General features: G+C 72.9%; 15 protein-coding genes. 6 read left to right on the forward strand and 9 right to left on the reverse strand.

The annotated features are described in order from the left end of the window. Positions 1-1,327, reverse strand: a 1,327-nt coding sequence (locus NJ376_RS21645) for an AAA family ATPase (RefSeq protein ID WP_252955391.1), incomplete at its 3' end; no start/stop codon positions are given. A gap of 12 nt (positions 1,328-1,339) precedes the next feature. After that, positions 1,340-2,599, reverse strand: a complete 1,260-nt coding sequence (locus tag NJ376_RS21650) for a metallophosphoesterase family protein (RefSeq protein WP_252955367.1) — start codon at positions 2,597-2,599, stop codon at positions 1,340-1,342. A gap of 461 nt (positions 2,600-3,060) precedes the next feature. Here NJ376_RS21650 and NJ376_RS21655 point away from each other — a divergent pair, with 461 nt between their 5' ends. From NJ376_RS21655 to NJ376_RS21665, 3 genes are all read left to right on the forward strand, one after another. Then, positions 3,061-3,765 carry a hypothetical protein gene (locus NJ376_RS21655; protein ID WP_252955368.1) on the forward strand — a complete coding sequence of 235 codons (705 nt, stop codon included), beginning with the start codon at positions 3,061-3,063 and terminating at the stop codon, positions 3,763-3,765. A gap of 111 nt (positions 3,766-3,876) precedes the next feature. After that, positions 3,877-4,542, forward strand: coding sequence for a response regulator transcription factor (locus NJ376_RS21660; RefSeq protein WP_252955369.1), 666 nt, complete (start codon positions 3,877-3,879; stop codon positions 4,540-4,542). After that, complete coding sequence (locus NJ376_RS21665; RefSeq protein WP_252955370.1) at positions 4,542-5,936, forward strand: sensor histidine kinase; 1,395 nt, start codon at positions 4,542-4,544, stop codon at positions 5,934-5,936. Before NJ376_RS21660 ends, NJ376_RS21665 begins: the two co-directional genes overlap by 1 nt. Before the next feature lie 367 nt (positions 5,937-6,303). On the opposite strand, the gene NJ376_RS21670 is transcribed toward NJ376_RS21665, so the two are convergent. Further along, complete coding sequence (locus tag NJ376_RS21670) at positions 6,304-7,035, reverse strand: transporter substrate-binding domain-containing protein (RefSeq protein ID WP_252955371.1); 732 nt, start codon at positions 7,033-7,035, stop codon at positions 6,304-6,306. Positions 7,036-7,151: 116 nt separating this feature from the next. Between NJ376_RS21670 and NJ376_RS21675 the strand changes: the two genes are divergently transcribed. Further along, positions 7,152-7,685 (forward strand): 4-vinyl reductase, encoded by a 534-nt coding sequence (locus tag NJ376_RS21675; protein ID WP_252955372.1) that lies wholly within the window; start codon positions 7,152-7,154, stop codon positions 7,683-7,685. Between the two features lie 10 nt (positions 7,686-7,695). Here the strand turns inward: NJ376_RS21675 and NJ376_RS21680 are convergent, their stop codons facing one another. Then, positions 7,696-8,652 carry a Bug family tripartite tricarboxylate transporter substrate binding protein gene (locus NJ376_RS21680; protein WP_252955373.1) on the reverse strand — a complete coding sequence of 319 codons (957 nt, stop codon included), beginning with the start codon at positions 8,650-8,652 and terminating at the stop codon, positions 7,696-7,698. 233 nt (positions 8,653-8,885) lie between these two features. Here NJ376_RS21680 and NJ376_RS21685 point away from each other — a divergent pair, with 233 nt between their 5' ends. Both NJ376_RS21685 and NJ376_RS21690 read left to right on the forward strand, forming a co-directional pair. Then, positions 8,886-9,968 (forward strand): amidohydrolase family protein, encoded by a 1,083-nt coding sequence (locus NJ376_RS21685; RefSeq protein ID WP_252955374.1) that lies wholly within the window; start codon positions 8,886-8,888, stop codon positions 9,966-9,968. Between the two features lie 11 nt (positions 9,969-9,979). After that, on the forward strand, positions 9,980-11,131 hold the full coding sequence (locus NJ376_RS21690) for a phytanoyl-CoA dioxygenase family protein (RefSeq protein ID WP_252955375.1): 1,152 nt from the start codon (positions 9,980-9,982) through the stop codon (positions 11,129-11,131). Here the strand turns inward: NJ376_RS21690 and NJ376_RS21695 are convergent. The 5 genes from NJ376_RS21695 to NJ376_RS21715 all read right to left on the reverse strand — a co-directional run bounded on the left by NJ376_RS21695 (position 11,128) and on the right by NJ376_RS21715 (position 17,958). Then, positions 11,128-12,438 carry an NtaA/DmoA family FMN-dependent monooxygenase gene (locus tag NJ376_RS21695; protein WP_252955376.1) on the reverse strand — a complete coding sequence of 437 codons (1,311 nt, stop codon included), beginning with the start codon at positions 12,436-12,438 and terminating at the stop codon, positions 11,128-11,130. The genes NJ376_RS21690 and NJ376_RS21695 overlap by 4 nt on opposite strands. Positions 12,439-12,685: 247 nt before the next feature. Beyond that, the gene (locus NJ376_RS21700) at positions 12,686-13,342 is read right to left on the reverse strand and encodes a 3-oxoacid CoA-transferase subunit B (protein WP_252955377.1); all 657 of its coding nucleotides are present in this window, start codon (positions 13,340-13,342) and stop codon (positions 12,686-12,688) included. A gap of 11 nt (positions 13,343-13,353) precedes the next feature. Next, positions 13,354-14,052, reverse strand: coding sequence for a CoA transferase subunit A (locus tag NJ376_RS21705; protein ID WP_252955378.1), 699 nt, complete (start codon positions 14,050-14,052; stop codon positions 13,354-13,356). A 435-nt stretch (positions 14,053-14,487) separates the two neighbouring features. Continuing rightward, entirely contained in the window at positions 14,488-14,859 is a 372-nt protein-coding gene (locus NJ376_RS21710; RefSeq protein WP_252955379.1) for a hypothetical protein, read from the reverse strand. A 102-nt stretch (positions 14,860-14,961) separates the two neighbouring features. Continuing rightward, positions 14,962-17,958: an Rne/Rng family ribonuclease gene (locus NJ376_RS21715; RefSeq protein ID WP_252955380.1), complete on the reverse strand. Its 2,997-nt coding sequence runs from the start codon at positions 17,956-17,958 to the stop codon at positions 14,962-14,964. Between the last annotated feature and the right edge of the window lie 239 nt (positions 17,959-18,197).

Raw genomic sequence — 18,197 nt, forward strand, 5'->3', positions numbered from 1 at the left:
CCGCGGCGGCGGCGGCGGCAGGCTCGCCTGCCTCCCGCACCTCCCGCAGCAGGGCGGTGAGCCGGTCTTCGGAGGCTGGCGGGGGCAGCGCCGCCAGCGCCTTCCGCGCTGCCTCCAGCCGTGGCCCCGCCGCCGCCTGCCGCGAAGCCGCCTCCTCCAGCGCCGTCGCCAGCCCCGCCGCCGCGCCGCCGAGCTGGCGGGCCGCCGCCAGCTCCGCCCTGGCGGGGATCAACCTTGCCGCCTCCGCCGGCGGCACCTCGGCGCCAAGCTGGCGGAGCAGCCGCGCGAGGGCCGCCGCCGCCTCCGCCTGCGCGGCTTCCAGCCGTGGCAGCTCGCGCTCCGCCCGCTCCGCCCCGGCCAGCTCCTCGGCCAGCAATCCGATCCGCTCGGCCTCCGCCAGCAGCGCAGGCGCGCCGAGCAGGGAAGCCAACTGCCCGGCCAGGGTCTCCCGCCGGCGCAGCGCCGCCTCATGCTCCGTCGCAGCGCGGGAGAGCTGCCCGCGCAGCGTCTGGAAGCGCGGCGCCAGCTCGGCGCCGAGGGCCGGCGCGTCCGGGTGCGCCGCCAGCCAGCCACGCGCCGCCTCGGCTGCCGCCAGCCAGGGGCGGACGGCGCGGATGCGCTCCAGCCGCAGGATCTCGGCCGCGGCCCCCCTGCCCTTCTCCCGCGCCGCTGCCAGCCCGGCCTCCGCCGCCGCCAGCGCCTTCTCCTGGGCGAGGAATTCCTCCGGCCGCCAGAGCTCCTGCTTCAGCGTCCGCTGCGCCGTCTGCAGCCCCTCCAGCCCCTGATAGAAGGGGCGGGTCTTGTTGGCCCGCGTCGGGGCCAGCCTGTCGCGCAGCTCGGTCAGCTCGCCGCGCAGCTTATGCGCATCCCGCAACCCGCCCGCCGCCGCCTGCAAGGCCGCGCCCAGCGCCCCGCCGGAGGCCAGCAACTCCTCCCCGCCCGCCCGTAGCCGCTCGGTGCCGAGCACGAAGAGGCGTTCCAGCAGGGGCTGGTCCACATCGCCCAGCACCGGCCGCAGCACCTCCCGCGGCAGTTCCGCGCCGGCGGCGTCGATCAGCGTATTGCCCATCCCCTTGCGCCGGCCGAAGGCGAAGGGCTTGCCGGCCGCATCCACCGCCTCGGCCATCAGGCGCATGCCGCTGTAGCCGTAGCGGAAATCCATCGGCGTGCGGGCCGGGATGCCGAAGAGCAGGTCGCAGATCGCCCGCAGCAGCACCGACTTGCCCGCCCCGTTCGGCGCCAGCACCAGGTTGAGGCAGCCCGGCCGCGGGTCGAGTTCCAGCCGCAGCGCGTCGAAGGGGCCGTAGCGATGCGCCTCGAAAGCCATCAGCCGCACGGGCTACTCCTCCGCCAGCCGGGCCAGCAGCAGGGCGCGGGCGCGGGCCAGGATCTCCGGCGGCAGCTCCCCGGCGGCGGCGCGGACGGCGGGGTGCTCCTCCCCCAGCAGCCGGCGCAGGTCGCTGCCCTTGCCGAGCAGGGTGGTGGCGTAGTGGCGCGCCTCCTCCGCGGCGGTCGCGGCGCTGGGCATCTCCAGCGCCGCCAGCATCCGCCCGAAGGCGTCGGAGCGCGGGGCGGGCGGCAGGCCGGGCGGGGCGGTGGCCAGCTCCAGCTCCTCCAGCCAGAAGCCCTCCGGCGCCAGGGCCAGCCCCTCCGCCCGCAGCTTCTCCCGCAGCGCGCCCGGGTCCCGCAGCAGCCGGCCATGCAGCTTCGTGGTGCCGCCGAGGCAGATGCGGGCGGCGAGCAGCCGGCCCTCCGCCGCGCCCAGGGCCGCTTCCAGCGCCAGCCGCACCCGGTCCAGCGCCGCCGATTCCTCCTCCGCCCCGTCCAGCGCCACGGCCAGCCGGGCCCAGCGGACGGTGTCGAGCGGCCGATGCTCCACCGCCGCCACCTGGCCGTCCCGCACCGTGACCAGGCTGGCGCCCTTGGCCCCCTCCTCCTTCACGTGCCGGCCCTGGAGGTTGCCGGGGAAGACCACCCAGCAGGGGCCGCGCGCCAGCTCCTCCCGCGCATGGATGTGGCCGAGCGCCCAGTAGTCGTAGCCATGCCGCAGCAGCTCCGGCAGGGCGCAGGGGGCGTAGCCGGCATGGCCCGGGCGGCCATCCAGCGAGGTATGCAGCAGGCCGATGTTGAAGGCGCCCGGCACCGGCGGCGGGTAGTGCGGCACGAGGTTGTCCAGCGTCTCTCGCGTTGCATAACCCTGGCCATGCACCGCCACGCCGAGCTCCGGCAGGGTGTGGGAGCCGGGGCGCGTCGGCAGCAGCACCGCGCCCGGGGGGAAGCGCAGGCGGCGGGTCAGCACGCTCTCGGCATCATGGTTGCCGGAGATGGCGATGACGCGGATGCCGGCACGAGTGAGCCGGGTGAGCTGGGCGGTCAGTACATGGCCGGTGGTCCAGTCTCGCCAGTCGCCGTCATAGAGATCCCCGGCGAGGAGGACGAACTCCACCTGCTCGGCGATCGCCAGGTCCACCAGGTTGCGCAGCGCCTCGCGCGTCGCGCCGCGGATGCGCTCGGCCGGGGCGTCGGCCTGGGCATCCAGCCCGCGCAACGGGCTGTCCAGGTGGAGGTCGGCGGCGTGAAGGAAGCGGAATCCCGGCATCGGTCCATCATCGCCCAGGCGAGGGCCGGGCGGAATGCCCGAGCCCCGCTTAACCCGCTCTTAGGTATTCACTGCAAAATTGCAATGATACGCCATGGGTACCTCGCCAGCGCCAGGCTTGGCCAGGGCCGGAGGGAGCGGCGTCCTGCTCCGGAGCCCGGGCCTGCCCGGGAAAGGGCGGGACCGGCGGGGCGAAGTCGGGCAAGCGCGCCGCCCCTTCGCGGGGATGCCGGGCCTGGCCAGGAATGGACGGGGCTGCCGCGGCAGGAAGATCCGACGCCCCGTCTCTGGGCCCGCTCCGGAGAGGAGCGGGGCGGTGGCAGGACGGAAGTACGGCATCCCGGCCCCCGCCGGCCCCGCCCGGAATGGGCGGGACCGGCGGGGACCGCGACGGCAAGGCAATGTCCGCCCGGGGCCCGCGGGGCCACGGCGCCGGGCGCAGGCGCATGAGGCATATCCCGATGGAACTCGGAACCCGCTGCATCCGCTCCTCCGGGGCCGGCAGTGGCAGCATCGAGCTGACCCTGCCCGCCTCGCTGCGGGAGCTGCAGGGGCTCGCCTGCCGCATCACCCTCCGGGACGGGCGGCATCCGGAGATCGTGCTGCAACCCGAACTGCGCGGGGCGCTGGCCGCCTTCCGGGCACTGGCGGCCCGGCTGCACGGCGCGCTGGGCCTGCCGCCCGAGGCGCCGGAGCTCGAGACGCGCATCGCCAGCCTGCACCCCATCCCCTCCGGCGCCGGGGTGGCGCGGCTGGCCTGGACGGATGGGCTGGCCCTGGCCGGCCCGCCGCCGCAGAAGCGGGAGGCGCTGGCCCGCAGCCTGCGCGCCCTGGCCGAGCCTGCTGGCGTGGCGGCCGGGCTGGGGGAGGCTTGGGCCCCCGGCTTCGCCGCCGCCCTCGCCTGGCTGCTGACCGGGCTGGTGCCGGAGGCGGCGGAGCAGCGGGGCTGCGACATCGTCGCCGCCGCCCTGCTGGCGGAGGGGCTGCGCCCCGCGCCCCCTGCCCTCGCCGCGGATGCCTTCGCGGACGCCGATTGGGACGCGGCGACACCGATGCTCGGTCGGCTGCTGGCGCTGCACCGGGGCTGGACGGCAGCGCCGGCCCGCCATGCCGCCCTGGCCGCTGGCTGGCGCCGCGGCCTGGCGGCGCAGCTTCGCACCGGCTGAACCCCTCCCGGGAGGGGACAGGGCCGCCCCCGGCTGGTATGCCAAGCCTTGCTGGCCGGCCGGATGCCGGCCCGGCAGGGAGGAGGAGACAGGACACTGCGGATCCTGCTGGTGGAAGACGAGCAGCGGCTGGCCGAGCTGCTCTCCGACGCGCTGCGCCGCCAGGGCTGGGCCGTGGATGCCGTGGGAAGCTGCGCCGATGCCTATGCGGCGCTGCGCGTCGCAAGCTACCGCGCCATGGTCCTCGACCTCGGCCTGCCGGATGGCGACGGCATGGCGCTGCTGCGCAACCTGCGCGCGGTGGGGGACACCCTGCCGGTGCTGGTGCTGACGGCGCGCGGCCGGCTGGGCGAGAAGGTGGCCGGGCTGAATGCCGGGGCCGACGACTACATGGTCAAGCCCTGCGCCACGCCGGAGCTGCATGCCCGGCTGCTGGCGCTGACCCGCCGGGCCTCCGGCGCCCCCGCCCCGGTGCTGCGGCTGGGCCCGCTGGAATTCGACCAATCCTCCCGCATGGCGACGGTGCACGGGGAGCCGCTGCGGCTGACGCTGCGCCCGGCCATGGTGCTGGAATCGCTGCTGCAGGCCAAGGGCCGCTTCGTCTCCCGTACCCAGCTGCAGGAGAACCTGGTCTCCTTCCAGGGCGGGCTCGAGAGCGGGGCGATCGAGGTCTACATCACCCGGCTGCGCCGCAGCCTGGAGGAGCGGGCGCCCGAGATCCGCATCGAGAACCAGCGCGGCTTCGGCTACCGCATCCTGCTGGACCCGTCCCCCTGATGCGCCGGCCCCGCTCGCTCACCGCCACCGGCGTCGTGCTGCTGCTGCTCGGCACGGTGGGGGCGGCCACCGCCTCGCTGGGCATGCTGCTCACCCGCAACAGCGTCTTCATCGCGGGCACCGAGGTGGATTCGCTGGCCGCCCGGGCCCAGGCCCTGGCCGCGGGGCTGCGGCGGAACGAGGCGGGGAAGTGGACCCTGCACCTGCCGCGCGAGCTGGCGGCGCGCTTCGATGCCACCTACCGGCGGTCCTTCTACGCCATCCGCGACGGCTCCGGCCGCGCCATCCTCTCCTCCCTGGATACGGTGCCTGACGAGGTGCCGGTGGTGCTGCCCAATTCGGAGCTGGAGGAGCCGGCCACCTTCCAGCTGCGCCGGGGCGGCATGGCGCTGCAGGGCGTCTCCACCCCGGTGGAGGTGGAGGGGGAAAGGCTGGTGGTCCAGGTGGCGGACAACATGAACCACCCGGACGTGCTGACCGACGACCTGGCGGCGAATTTCCTCGGCCAGGTCTCCTGGGTCATCCTGCCTGCCTTCCTCGCCCTGGCAGCGGTGGCCTTCGGCACGCTCCGGCTCTGCCTGCGGCCGATCGAGCGGCTCTCCGAGCGGGCGGCCGCGCTGCCGCGGCTGGGCGCCGGGGCGCGGCTGGAGGAGGCGACGACGCCGCGCGAGATCCAGCCCCTGGTGCGGGCGATGAACGAGGCGCTGGACCAGGCGGAGCGCGCCCATGCCGCGCAGCGCCACTTCACGGCCGAGGCGGCGCACCAGATGCGCACCCCGCTGGCGGTGCTGAAGACCCATGCGGAGCTGATCCAGGACGCGCGTGCCAGCCGGCTGCTCGGCGCCGATGTGGCGGCGCTGGAGCGGATCGTCGAGCAATTGCTGACCCTGGCCGAGATCGACGCGGCGGAGACGGTGCCGGACGGGCCGGAGGTCGATCTCGGCCTGCTGGCGGAGGCGGCGGTGAGCTTCCTGGAGCCGCTGGCGGCGCGGCAGGAGGTGGAGCTGGAACTGGCCGCCGCAGCGGCGCCGGTCCGCGTCAGGGGGCATGAGGAGCCGCTCTACCAGGCCATCATCAACCTGCTGCAGAACGCCATCGAGCACAGCCCGGAAGGCGGGTTGGTGCGGGTGACGGTGGTGCCGCCGGGCAGCGTGGAGGTGGCGGATCAGGGACCGGGCGTGCCGGAGCAAGAGAAGGCACTGGTGTTCCGGCGCTTCTGGCGGGCGCGGGCGGACCGCGCCGGGCGGCGGCGCGGGGCGGGGCTGGGGCTGGCGATCGTGCAGCGCGTGGCGGAGCTGCACCGGGGCAGCGTGACGGTGGCGGATGCGCCGGGCGGCGGGGCGCTGTTCCGGCTGAGCCTGGAGCCGGCGGCGGGGGGCGCGGCAGCGGCGTGACGCCGGCGGAGGCTGCACCCCCGCCCTGGTTGGCCGTCGGCGGCTAGAGCATTTTCGGTTCACCTGCGCTCACCGAAAGCGCTCTAAGCCTTTGCTTTCAGAGCAGATTCAGGCCTTCGGGCGATGCCGCCCTACGGCGATCTGCTCTGGCCGCCAGGAACGGGGCAGGAAGCGGTCGTGGGCCGGGCACATGGGTCCTGCGGGCGGCATTGCGCGCCCCAGGCCCTCGCCATGGCCGTTTCCGGGTCAGGGATGCCGCAACGCGGCAGCGCGCTTCGCACGGCGAGATCCCTTGCCAGGGGACAGCCGCATGGCCGCGCGGATGGCTGCCCCCGACGGTGTCGAAGGCGCCTTCGCGCGCGCAGCCTCAGGCCGCGGGCGGCGCCACGGACAGGCCGCGCACCTTGTGCTCGGCGATGAAGCGGGCGACGAGACCGCTCGCCTTGGCCTCCTCTACGAAGGCCTTCAGGAAGGCCGCGCCCTTGCTGTTGCTCTTCGCCGTGCCGATCGCTTGCTGCACCGCCATGAACTGGCCGTCCAGGATGCGGCTGCCGGGCAGCGTCTCCACATCCGTCAGCAGGCCGGGGCGGAGGCCGGCATAGACCTCCTGCTTCCCGTCGAGGAAGGCCTTGAAGGCCGCGCCGCCGCCGCCCGGCACCAGGATCAGCTCGGCATGCCTGATGTTCCGCTCCAGCCACAGCGTGTAGGCGGCGCCGGCGGAGGAGACGATGCGGTTGCCCTTCACATCCACCTGGGACATGTCGGTGATGGGCGAGCCGGGCGGCACCAGGTAGGTCGCCTCGATCTCGCAATAGGCGGCGGTGAAGGCGATCTTCGCCGCGCGCTGCGGCTCGGCGCCGATGAGGCCGATATCCCAGGCGCCGGTGCCGGCGGCATCCGCCAGCTCGCTCGGCCTTGCATACTGCACATACTGCACCGGGACGCCGAGGCGGCCCGCGATCTCCCGCGCCATGCTGGGGGAGACGCCGGTCGGGTCGCCATTCTCCGCCCGCCCGGTGACGAGCAGGAAATTGCCCATGTTGATGCCGGCCCGCAGCACCCCGGTGGGGGCGAGTTCGGCGACGATCTCTGGCGACATGCGGGCTCTCCGGTGTTTCCTCGAGGCGGCCAGCATAGGCGGAACGGGCCGGGGCGCCAGCCTTGCGCCGCCGCGCCCCGCGCCGCACCATCGCCGGCTGCGGCAGGAGAGCAGGCATGGCGGCGCCCGAGGTTCCGATCGAGGTCGATCCCGCCACCGGCATCTGGCGCACCGACGGGCTGCCGATGATCTACCTGCCCCGCCATTTCCTGGTGAACATCCAGAAATCGGTGGAGCAGGCGATCGGCGCCGAGGCCTTCCGCGGCCTGCTCTACGAAGCCGCCGACCTCTCCGCCCTGCAATGGTGCCGGGCGGAGGCGAAGACGCACGGCCTCTCGCCGATCGAGACCTTCCGGCACTACCTCCGGCGGCTCTCGCAGCGCGGCTATGGGCTGATCGACATCGCCGCGCTGGATGCGGCCGCCGGCAGCGCCGAGGTCACGGTGCGGCATTCCGCCTATGCGCTGGCCTATGGGCCGGAGACGGGCCGCCGCGTCTGCTACATGTTCGAGGGCAGCTTCGCCGGCGGCATGCGCTACGTGCTGGAGGGGGCCGGCCGCCAGGGCGAGCCGCGCTGCCGCGAGGTGGCCTGCGCCGCGGAAGGCCATCCCGAATGCCGCTTCGAGCTGCGCTGCGAGGCGGTGGGGTAGCGCGGCGCCTTCAGTCCAGGCGGATGTCGCGATCCCGGATCACCGGCGCCCAGAGCGCCAGATCGCGCACCATGGCGGCCTCCAGCGCCGCCGGCCCCGCGCCGATCACCTTGGTGGCGAGCGGCGCCATCCGCTCCAGCAGCCAGGGATCGCGGGCGAGCTCGGCGACCGCCGCGCTCATCCCCGCCACCGCCTCCGGCGCCATGCCGGGCGGGCCCCAGAGGCCGTGGAAGATCTGCACGACGAAGCCGGGATAGGACTCCGCCATCAGCGGCACGCCGGGCAATTCGGGCAACGTCTCCTGCCCCATCACCGCCAGCGCCCGCACCTTCGGCTCCGGTCCGCCGGCCAGGGTGATGGCCAGCGCGCTCGGCTCGAAGCAGGCCTGCACCTGGCCGGCGATCAATTCATTGCGCGGCGTCTGCCGGTGCGGGACGTGCAGCAGCTCGATCCCCGCCTCGCGCATCAGGATCTCGCCCGAGAGATGCGCGAAGGTGCCGGGCCCCGCCGTGCCGAAGGCGAGCCGGCCAGGCGCCGCTTTCGCCAGTGCGACGAACTCGCCGACGTTCCGTGCCGGCAGGCTCATCGGCGCCAGCATGACGAAGGGCGCCTCGCTCACCAGGCTGACGCGCGTCATCCGGCTGACATCATAGGGCAGGCGCCGGTAGAGCAGCGGGTTCAGGGTGACGAGCTGGTTGTAGCCGAACAGCATGGTGTGGCCGTCCGGGGCCGCATTCATTGCCGCCTCCGTACCGATGATGCCGGCGGCACCGGGCCGGTTCTCCACCATCACCGGCTGGCCGAGGCGCTCCGAGAGACGCTGCGCCCAGAGCCGCGCGACGATGTCCGGATTGCCGCCCGGCCCGCCCGGCATGATGAGGCGCACCGGGCGCGTGGGCCAGGCGGCGGCCCGGACCAGGGCGGGGCTGGCCAGCATCGGGGCCAGCAGCAGCAGGCGGCGGCGCATCGGCGTCTCTCTCCCTGGCGGCCGTTCGGGCCGGCAGAGGAGCCTAGAGCATTTGTTTGCAGGGCGGATTCACGCCTTCGGGCAAGGCCGCCCTGCGGCGATCCGATCCAGCATCGCCGCGTCGCGGCGCGGCGCGTTTCGCGCCGCAGCATGAAAAGCCGCTGGCATCGCACCGCGAACCGCGCGAGCCTTCGCGCAACCGCTCGACAAGACGGCATATCGGAGGAAGCGCGATGATCTCACGCCGCAACGTCTTCAAGGCCGCCGCCGGCGTCGCCTTCTGCAGCTGCGGGCTGCAGCATGCCGCCCGCGCCCAGGGCAGCGCGTCGCGCCAGCCTGTGATGGTGGGCGGCCGCCGCGTGAAGACCATCGACGTGCATGCCCATTGCGTCTTCCGCGAGGCCTTGCCGCTGGTCGGCGGCAATGAGGCCGCGATGATCAGCCGCGCGGTGCGCGGCGCGGAGGAGACCTATATCGAGGTGGGAAAGCGCTTCGCCGCCATGGACGCGCAGAAGGTGGACATGGAGGTGCTCTCCATCAATCCCTTCTGGTATGCGCTGGAGCGCGACCGCGCCGCCGCGATCGTCAAGCTGAACAACGAGAAGATGGCGGAGCTCTGCGCCGCGCATCCGGACCGCTTCGCCGGCTTCGCGGCGCTCACCCTGCAGGCGCCGGATCTCGCGGTGCAGGAGCTGGAGATGGCGATGCGGCGGCAGGGGCTGAAGGGCGCCGCGATCGGCGGCAGCGTCGCCGGCACGGATTTCTCGGACCCGAAATTCCACCCTGTCTGGCAGAAGGCAGAGGAGCTGGGTGCGGTGCTCTTCATCCACCCCGCCGGCACGCCGCAGCTCGGCCAGCGCTTCGCCGGCAATGGCTGGCTGGCCAATACCATCGGCAACCCGCTGGACACCACCATCGCCCTCTCCAAGCTGATCTTCGAGGGCACGCTGGACCGCTTCCCCAACCTCAAGGTCATCGCCGCGCATGGCGGCGGCTTCCTGCCCTCCTACGCCGATCGTTCCGACCATGCCTGCATGGTGAGCCCAGCCAACTGCAACCCGAACATCCAGCTCAAGAAGAAGCCGAGCGAATACCTCAACCAGCTCTACTTCGACTCGCTGATCTTCGGCGCGGAAGCGATCCGGCATTTGCAGGCGCAGGTCGGCGCCAGCCAGATCGTGCTGGGCAGCGACTACCCCTATCCCTGGCAACTCAAGCCGGTGGACCACATCTTCGCCTGCGACTCGCTGAACGACGAGCAGAAGGCAGGCGTGCTCGGCGGGAACGCTGCGCGGCTGCTGAACATCAGCGTCTGAGGGAGGCCGCCATGAACCATGTTCTCGCCCCCGATTATGGCAGCGAGAGCGCAGCCATGCGCGACTACCTGGCGGCGGGGGAGGCGCGGGCCGCCGCGCTCGGCAATCGCGGCAAGCTGCGCTTCACCGCGGATGGCCGAGTGCATCCGGACATCCTCGAAGCCTATTGGCGCTGCGGCTTCTACGTCTTCGAGGGCGTGCTCGGGCCGGAGGAGCTGGCGGATATCGAGGCCGATGTGAAGGCGATCCTGGATCGCCTGCCGGCGGAGCGCGGCGCAGCGCTGGACGCCAAGGGCCGGCCGGCGCTGGCCGCCGACTGCAAGGCGCAGACGCTGTTCTGGGCCCGCCCGCTGGGCGACCCCTTCGGCGGCACCGAACTCGCCAATGGCCGCCATCCGGTGAGGATGTTCGAACCCACGCCGGATGCGACGGCGCCGAAGGAGGTGGTCTATCTCATCCTCGGCTCGCTGCAATTCTCCGAGGCCGCGCTGCGGCTCTACGGCCATCCCGGGCTGCTGGCCGTGGCGGCGGCGGTGAACGGCCCGGATTTCGCGCCTTTCAATGAGGCGATCTTCATCAAGGAGCCGGGGCGCGGCGCCTCCGTCGCCTGGCACCAGGACGGGGTGACGCATTGGAACAGCCCGGATTGGGATGCGGGCTCGCACGGCTTCAACTTCATGGCGCAGCTCTATGGCTGCACCGCGGCGAACGGCGTCTGGGTGGTGCCGGGCTCCCACAAGCGTGGCAAGGCAGACATCAAGGCGATGGTGGCGGCGGCAGGGTCGGAGCGGCTGCCGGAGGCGGTGCCGATCCTTTGCGCCCCGGGCGATGTCGCCATCACCAACCGCCAGACCGTGCATGGCAGCTTCGCCAATACCAGCCGGGACTGGCGGGTGACGCTGAATTTCGGCTTCCACCGGCGCCGCTCCGTGCTGGGCGTGCGGGGCGGCGGGCTGCACAACGCGCCGGGCGTCTACGACGCGGACCGCATCCGGGAACGGGCGCGGGTCATCGGCTACGCCATCGATGCGCGTCGGCAGCGCTTCCCGCAGGAGACGCCCTTCGCCTACCAGCCGCATGTGGCGGAGGGGCTGAGCTATCGCTGGGATGCGGCGGCGAAGGCAGGAATGAAGGATTACAATTTGCTCGATCTGAGCATCTAGCCGGGATCACGCAGGTTCTCCCGCAGGGTGCGGCCGGCATAGCCGGTCCGCACCAGGCCGCGGCGCTGCAATTCCGGCACCACCATGCGGCCGAACTCCTCGAAGGTGGCGGGCAGCATGGTCGGCGGCAGGATGAAGCCGTCGCAGGCGCCGGAGGTGAACCAATCCTCCATCCAGTCCGCGATCTGCTTCGGCGTGCCGGCCAGCAGGGCGCGCGGCCGCCGCACCGCCTCCGCGAAGCTGATGCCGTGCTGCCGCGCCACCTGCAGCATCCGGTCGCGATGGCCCGCCACGCCCTGGTTGCCGCTGCCGGCCTCCAGCGCCTCCGGCGTCTCGATCCTGCTGAGATCGGCGACGACGGACCAGGAGGAGGCGGCGAGTACCAGCTCCGGGTCCACCAGGGATTCCAGATAGGCCGCCTTCTCCCGTGCGATGCTCTCCGTCTCCCCCACCACCAGCGTGACGGAGGGCAGCACGGCGCAATGGCCAGGCGGCCGGCCGATGGCATCCATCCGCGCGTGGATGTCAGCGCGGTAAGCCGCCGCATCCTCCTTGGTGGCGGGCGTGCAGAACAGCGCCTCCCCCCAGCGCGCCGCGAATTCCCGGCCACGCGGGGAGGAGCCGGCCTGCATCAGCACCGGCCGCACCTGCGGGCTGCGCGGGATGGAGAGCGGGCCCTCGGTGCGAACGTACCGCCCCTCGTAATCCGCACGGCGGATCTTCCCCGGGTCGGCGAAACGACCGGACTCGCGGTCGAAGACCAGCGCATCCTCGTCCCAGCCGCCCCACAGCGCGTCGCAGGCCTCCAGCACCTCGTCGGCCATGTCGTAGCGCTGCTCCTTGGGCGGCAGGCCGGGCAGGCCGCAATTGCGCGCCTCGAAATCCCGCGCGGTGGTGACGACATTCCAGGCGGCGCGGCCATGGCTGAGGATGTCGAGCGAGCCCAGCCAGCGCGCCAGGATATAGGGCGGCATGAAGGTGGTGGAGAGGGTGACGCCGAGGCCGAGATGCTGCGTCACCCGCGCCATCATCGGCAGCAGGGTCATCGGGTCCAGCAGGGAAAGCTGGCCGCCGCGGCCGACATAGTCGGCGTAGCTCCCCTTATAGAGGTCGGGGATGCCGAGGCCATCGGCAAAGAAGCAGGCATCGAAGCACGCGGCTTCCAGGGCGCGGGCGGTGTGCTCCCAGCGCTCCGGCGTCAGGATATCCTCCAGCGCCGAGGCGGGATGGCGCCAGGAACTGGGATAGCTGAAATTCGGCCCCGCCTTCAGATAGGCGATGAGGCTCATCCTGCGGCGCGCGGTCATGCCTGGTCCCTCCTGCTCGGCGCCAGGACCATGCAAACCCCGCGCCGCATCCGCGGCCAAGGGGCGGCCGCGGCGCAGCCCGACGCCGCTTGGCCCCACGGAGGAGTTCGGAGCCCATGCGGCTGCCAGACCCTGACACCGCCAGTTCTCCTTCCACGCCGTTGCCGCGGAAGGCTATGCGAGAACCCCAGAGTTCAGCGAATCCGGGGCCCCCACAAAGCTGCGCAGCGGCTTTGCGAGGAAATCCCTACCGGATCAGCTCGGCCTCGCTCCGCGCCTGCAGCTCGGAGAAGCTCATGCCCGGGATGATCTCCACCACCTTGAAGCCGGCCGGCGTCACGTCCAGCACCGCCATGTTGGTATAGACCCGCGTCACGCAGGCGCTGGCCGTCAACGGGTAGCTGCAGCGGCGGAGGATACGCGGCTTGCCGTCCTTCGTCACATGCTCCATCACCACCCAGACGCGCTTCGCCCCCACCGCCAGGTCCATGGCGCCGCCGATCTGCCGTGCCACCTCCTTCGGCGAGTGCGACCAATTCGCCAGGTCGCCATTCTCCGCCACCTGGAAGCCGCCCAGCACGCAGAGATCCAGATGCCCGCCGCGGACGATCGCGAAGCTGTCCGCATGGTGCACCAGGCTGGCGCCGACGCGCAGCGTGATGCGCTGGCTGCTGGCGTTGATCAGCCAGGGATTCTCCCGGTGCTTCTCCGGCGCCGGCCCCATGCCCAGCACGCCGTTCTCCGAATGCAGGATCACCTCCCGCTCCGGCGGGATGTGGTTGCCGATCAAGGTCGGCACGCCGATGCCGAGATTGACGTACCAGCCCTCCGGGATGTCCTGCGCCGCACGCGCCGCCATGCCATCCCGGCTGAGCGGTGCCCAGTCCTGTTCCGTTGCGCTCATCGCCATCCCCCTCACACCGGCAGCTTCGGGTCGCCGACCGGCATGTGCAGCACGCGGTCGACGAAGATGCCCGGCGTCATCACCTCCTCCGCCGGGATCTGGCCGAGGTCGCAGACATGGTGGGTCTGCACGATGGTCAGCTCCGCCGCCATCGCCACCAGCGGGTTGAAATTGCGGCCGGCGCCGCGGAACACCAGGTTGCCCCAGCGATCGGCCATCCAGGCCTCCACCAGCGCCACATCGGCGTGGATCGCCTCCTCCAGCACGCAGCGGCGGCCGCGGTATTCGCGGATCTCCTTGCCCTCGGCCACCAGCGTGTCGGCCCCCGTGGGCGTGTAGAAGGCGGGGATGCCGGCGCCGGCGGCGCGGATGCGCTCGGCCAGCGTCCCCTGCGGAATCACCTCCGCCACCACGGTGCCGGCCTTCACCGCCTCGCCGCAGACGCTGCCGGCACGGACGAAGCTGGTGATCACCTTGCGCACCCGGCCGAGCTCCACCAGCCGGGCGAAGCCCGTCACCTTCACCCCCGGCACCCGCGGCTTGCCGGTGGCATTGATGACGACGGTGAGATCCTTGGCGCCCTGCTCGATCAGCCCATCGATCAGGGCGTTGGGCGCCCCCACCTCGGCGAAGCCGGGAATCATCACCACCGCCCCGTCGCGGATGCCGTCCATCGCCTCCGCCATGGACCGCACGAATTTGTCGATCATCCTTAGGCTATCTCCCCCTTCGGGCGGAGTCTGGCCCGGATCGGCCGAGGACGCCAGCCGCCTTGCATCGGCGGCGGGGACATGCTGCGCTGCACACAAGCGCTTGCGCCCCATGCACGGGCCAACCCCGTGCGGGACCGGCGCCCTTCCGCCGGCGTCTGCCGGCCCGCCCCCGGATCAGCCTCGGCCTGTCCATGCGCTGGCTCGGCGACCATGCCGCGGCCTGGCGCCACCCCTCGGCCGATCAGGACGCCGCCGCCTCCTACGCCCATTAGCTGCGCATCGCACAGACGGCGGAGGCGGCGAAATTCGAGGCGGACGGCATCGGCCTGCGCACCAGGGACGAGCCGCCGGGCGCCCTCTGCCGCTCCTACCAGGCGCTGGAGCTGGAGCCGCTGACCCCGCTCTCGGCGCTGGCGCCGATGACCAGCCGCATCAGCCTATCGCCACCGCCTCCACCACCCATAACGGGCCCTGTCGCATCACCCACAACTGGGCCTCGCGGCGGAGTTCGTGGAGGTGGTGAAGGGCCTCCGGGAGTCCTGGAAAGCGGATGCGCTGGTCTTCGACAAAGCCAGCGGCATCTTCTTCGACCCGTAGAAGCTGCACGCGCTGCACCACCGGGGCCGCCACTTCAAGACGCGCGGGCCGCTGACCTTCAAGCGCACGCCGCAGGGGCGGCCGGTGCTGGTGCAGGCCAGCGCCTTCAAACGGAGGCTGGAAATCGCGGCGAGGAGCGCCGAGGCGGTCTATTCCGCCTCCCACCACCCGGAGGCCGCCCAGGCCTATCATCAACAGCAAACTCACACCGACGTCCGGGGCCAGGTCCTGGCCCCGGCGGGAGTGCAGAGGGCAGCGCCCTCTGCCGGGGGTCGGCGGCACAGCCGCCGAGGGGCGGAGCCCGAAAGCCTATCGCCGCCACCATCCCCGCTTGCGCGGTGCCGAGTCGCCCAGCGCATCGACACTGACCGGCTGGATGGGCGGCGCCGCCACCGGCTCATTCGTCGGGGGCACCACCGGCTCGCTCGCCGTCTGGGCCGGCTCCGGTACGGCCGCCACCGGTTCCGGCGCCGGCGCGGCGGCTTCGGCCGCCGGGGGTACGGGCGGCTCCTCCGCCGCCGTCACCAGCTCGGTCGCGGCGGCGGGTTCCGCCTCGGCGGCGGGCGCCGGCGCGGCTTCGGGTTCCGCGACAGAAGCGGGCGCCGGCGCCACCTCGGCAGGAGCCGGGGCCTCGGCCGGGGCTTCCGGCGCCGCCTCGCTCACCACCGCCACGGCCGCCACCACCGGCTCGGCCGATGCGGCAGCGCGGGCGCGGCGGTTGGCCGCAGCAGCCTCGGCGGCGGCCTCCGCCGCCTCCATCGCCGCCAGGATGTCGTCCACATGGCCAGCGAAGGGGTCGGCCGGGGTCGGGCCGGAATAGCGCGGGGCTTGCGGGGCCGGGCTCTCGCTGCCGCGCGGCGCCTCCGTCCCCTCGGGCCGCGTGCCACGGCGGCGGCGGCGACGGCGGCGGGGCCCCTCCCCGGTCTCCTCGCCCGATTCGGCGGCTTCGGCCGTGGCGTCACCCTCCTCGGTCGCCGCCTCGGCGGCGGGCGCCTCGGGCGCTGCTTCGGCGTCAGCCTCGGCGGCAGACTGCTCCTCGCCCTCCTCGGACTCGGCCTCGTCCTCCTCCTCGCCCTCGGCGGCGGTCTCCATCGGCGCGCCGGGCTCGCCCCGGCCACCGCTGCGGCGGCGGCGGCGGCGGCGGCGGCGGCGGCCACCTTCGCCCTCGGCCTCGCCATTCGCCCGCGGCGCCTCGGCACTGGTCTCGGCCGCCTCCTCGGCGGGCTCTTCCTCCGGCTCGGGCTCGGGCTCGGACTCCGGCGCGTAATCCATGCGGAGCGCGGCGGGGGCGGTCTCCACCGGCCGGTGCGGGTCGGCGGCCTTCAGCTTCTCCAGCCGGTAGGCGGGCGGCAGCAGGCTGTCATCCGGCTCGAAGAGCACGGACATGCCGAAGCGCGCCTCGATCGTCGCCAGCTTGTCCCGCTTGCGGTTCAGCAGGTAGAGCGCGATGGGCGTCGCGACCCGCACCGAAAGCTCCGCGGTGCGGCGCTTGGCGCCCTCCTCCTCCACCGCCCGCAGCACCTGCAGGGCGCTGCTTTCCACGCTGCGCACCTGGCCGCGGCCCTGGCAATGCGGGCAGGTGACGAAGGTGGTCTCGGTCAGCGAGGGGCGCAGCCGCTGGCGGGACATCTCCAGCAGGCCGAAATGCGAGATGCGGCCCACCTGGATGCGGGCGCGGTCGAAGCGCAGCGCCTCCTTCAGCCGTCGCTCCACCATGGCGTCGTGCTTCGACGACTCCATGTCGATGAAGTCGATGACGATGAGGCCGGCGAGGTCGCGCAGCCGGAGCTGGCGGGCGATCTCGTCCGCGGCTTCGAGGTTGGTGCGGAGCGCCGTGTCCTCGATATGCCGCTCGCGCGTCGCGCGGCCGGAGTTCACGTCGATGGCGACCAGCGCCTCGGTCTGGTTGATGACGATGTAGCCGCCGGAGCGGAGCTGCACCGTCGGCGAATGCATGGCGTCGAGCTGCTGCTCCACCTGGTGCCGGGCGAACAGGCCGCCATCGCGGTAGTACTGAATCTTGCGGGCATGCTGCGGCATCAGCATGCGCATGAACTCGCGCGCTTCCTGGTAGGCGTCCTCGCCATCCACCAGGATCTCCTCCACGTCGCGGCTGAAGACGTCGCGGATGGAGCGCTTGATGAGGTCGGCTTCCTCGTAGATCAGCGCCGGCGCGGTGGATTGCAGCGTCCGCTCGCGGATGTTGTCCCAGAGGCGGAGCAGGTATTCGCAGTCGCGGCGGATCTCGGGCTTCGGCCGGTTGGCGCCGGCGGTGCGGACAATCAGGCTCATGCCGTCCGGCAGGCCGAGCTCGTCGATGACCTCGCGCAGCCGCTTGCGGTCGGTGGCGGAGGTGATCTTGCGGGAGACGCCGCCGCCGCGGGGCGAGTTCGGCATCAGCACGGAGAAGCGGCCGGCGAGCGAGATGTAGGTGGTCAGCGCCGCGCCCTTGGTGCCGCGCTCCTCCTTCACCACCTGCACCAGCATGATCTGCCGGCGGCGGATCACCTCCTGGATCTTGTAGTGGCGCATGAAGCGGGGGGTGGAGCGGCGCTCCCGCACCACCTCCTCGGTCCCCTCGCCGCCGATGGTCTCGGGCGGCGGCGCCTCTTCCTCGTCATGCTCGGACTCGGCGGCGTCCAGCCCGTTCTCGTCATGGCCATTGGCCAGGGGGCTGGTGACGGGGCCGGCGATCTCCGGCTGCTCGCCCTCGCCCGGCGCGGTGGCTTCGACCTGCGGCGCGGGCAGGATCTCGGCCGGCGCGTCGGCCTCGGCTGCCGGTGCGCCCACCGGCTCGGCCGGAGCTTCGGGCGCCGGCTCCGCCGGGGCCTCGGCCGCGGCCTCCGGCGCCGGCTCCGCAGCAGGCGCGGCCTCGGCCCCGAGCTCGCCGGCGGCCGGCGGCTCGGCGCCGCCCTCTGCCACCTCGGCCGCCAGGGCAACCGCCTCGGCGACGGTCTCCTCGGCCTCGGCGGCCGCTTCCGCCTCCTCCGCCGCTTCCTCCTCCTCGGCCTCGCGGGCCTCGGCGGCCTGCATCTCCAGCAGGCGCTGCCGGTCCGCGACCGGGATCTGATAGTAGTCCGGGTGGATCTCCCCGAAGGCCAGGAAGCCGTGGCGGTTGCCGCCATACTCCACGAAGGCGGCCTGCAGGCTGGGCTCCACCCGCACCACCTTGGCGAGGTAGATATTGCCCTTCAGCGGAAGGCGGTTGGCCGCTTCGAGGTCGAATTCCTCAAGCCGGTTGCCGTCCAGCACCACCACGCGGGTTTCCTCCGCGTGGGATGCATCGATCAGCATGCGTTTGGTCATTGAAGCACTGCTCCGCGCCGCGCGGCACCTTGGTGCGGCGCAGCGGATCGGGGTGGGGTGTCCCGGGCATGGTGAGCGGCGCGCTGCGCTGGTTCTGCATGGTGCGGCCGCCTCCTGCTGCTCGGCGGGGGCCGGTCCGGGCGGGCCACGCACCCCGGCATTGGGGCGGGCGGCGGCGGCCCGGGGCGGCGCCCCTGGGTTTCACGCCCCGCCTGCCGCCCAGGTGCTGGGCCGACAGA

Source organism: Siccirubricoccus soli, from assembly GCF_024178315.1.
GTDB lineage: Bacteria > Pseudomonadota > Alphaproteobacteria > Acetobacterales > Acetobacteraceae > Siccirubricoccus > Siccirubricoccus soli.

Excerpts from the sequence above, each read along its gene's own strand:
- NJ376_RS21655 (WP_252955368.1), top strand. The coding sequence starts at position 3,061 with ATGGAACTCGGAACCCGCTGCATCCGCTCCTCCGGGGCCGGCAGTGGC.
- NJ376_RS21665 (WP_252955370.1), top strand. The coding sequence starts at position 4,542 with ATGCGCCGGCCCCGCTCGCTCACCGCCACCGGCGTCGTGCTGCTGCTG.
- NJ376_RS21685 (WP_252955374.1), top strand. The coding sequence starts at position 8,886 with ATGATCTCACGCCGCAACGTCTTCAAGGCCGCCGCCGGCGTCGCCTTC.
- NJ376_RS21700 (WP_252955377.1), bottom strand. The coding sequence starts at position 13,342 with ATGAGCGCAACGGAACAGGACTGGGCACCGCTCAGCCGGGATGGCATG.
- NJ376_RS21680 (WP_252955373.1), bottom strand. The coding sequence starts at position 8,652 with ATGCGCCGCCGCCTGCTGCTGCTGGCCCCGATGCTGGCCAGCCCCGCC.
- NJ376_RS21715 (WP_252955380.1), bottom strand. The coding sequence starts at position 17,958 with ATGACCAAACGCATGCTGATCGATGCATCCCACGCGGAGGAAACCCGC.
- NJ376_RS21675 (WP_252955372.1), top strand. The coding sequence starts at position 7,152 with ATGGCGGCGCCCGAGGTTCCGATCGAGGTCGATCCCGCCACCGGCATC.
- NJ376_RS21695 (WP_252955376.1), bottom strand. The coding sequence starts at position 12,438 with ATGACCGCGCGCCGCAGGATGAGCCTCATCGCCTATCTGAAGGCGGGG.
- NJ376_RS21650 (WP_252955367.1), bottom strand. The coding sequence starts at position 2,599 with ATGCCGGGATTCCGCTTCCTTCACGCCGCCGACCTCCACCTGGACAGC.
- NJ376_RS21690 (WP_252955375.1), top strand. The coding sequence starts at position 9,980 with ATGAACCATGTTCTCGCCCCCGATTATGGCAGCGAGAGCGCAGCCATG.
- NJ376_RS21670 (WP_252955371.1), bottom strand. The coding sequence starts at position 7,035 with ATGTCGCCAGAGATCGTCGCCGAACTCGCCCCCACCGGGGTGCTGCGG.
- NJ376_RS21705 (WP_252955378.1), bottom strand. The coding sequence starts at position 14,052 with ATGATCGACAAATTCGTGCGGTCCATGGCGGAGGCGATGGACGGCATC.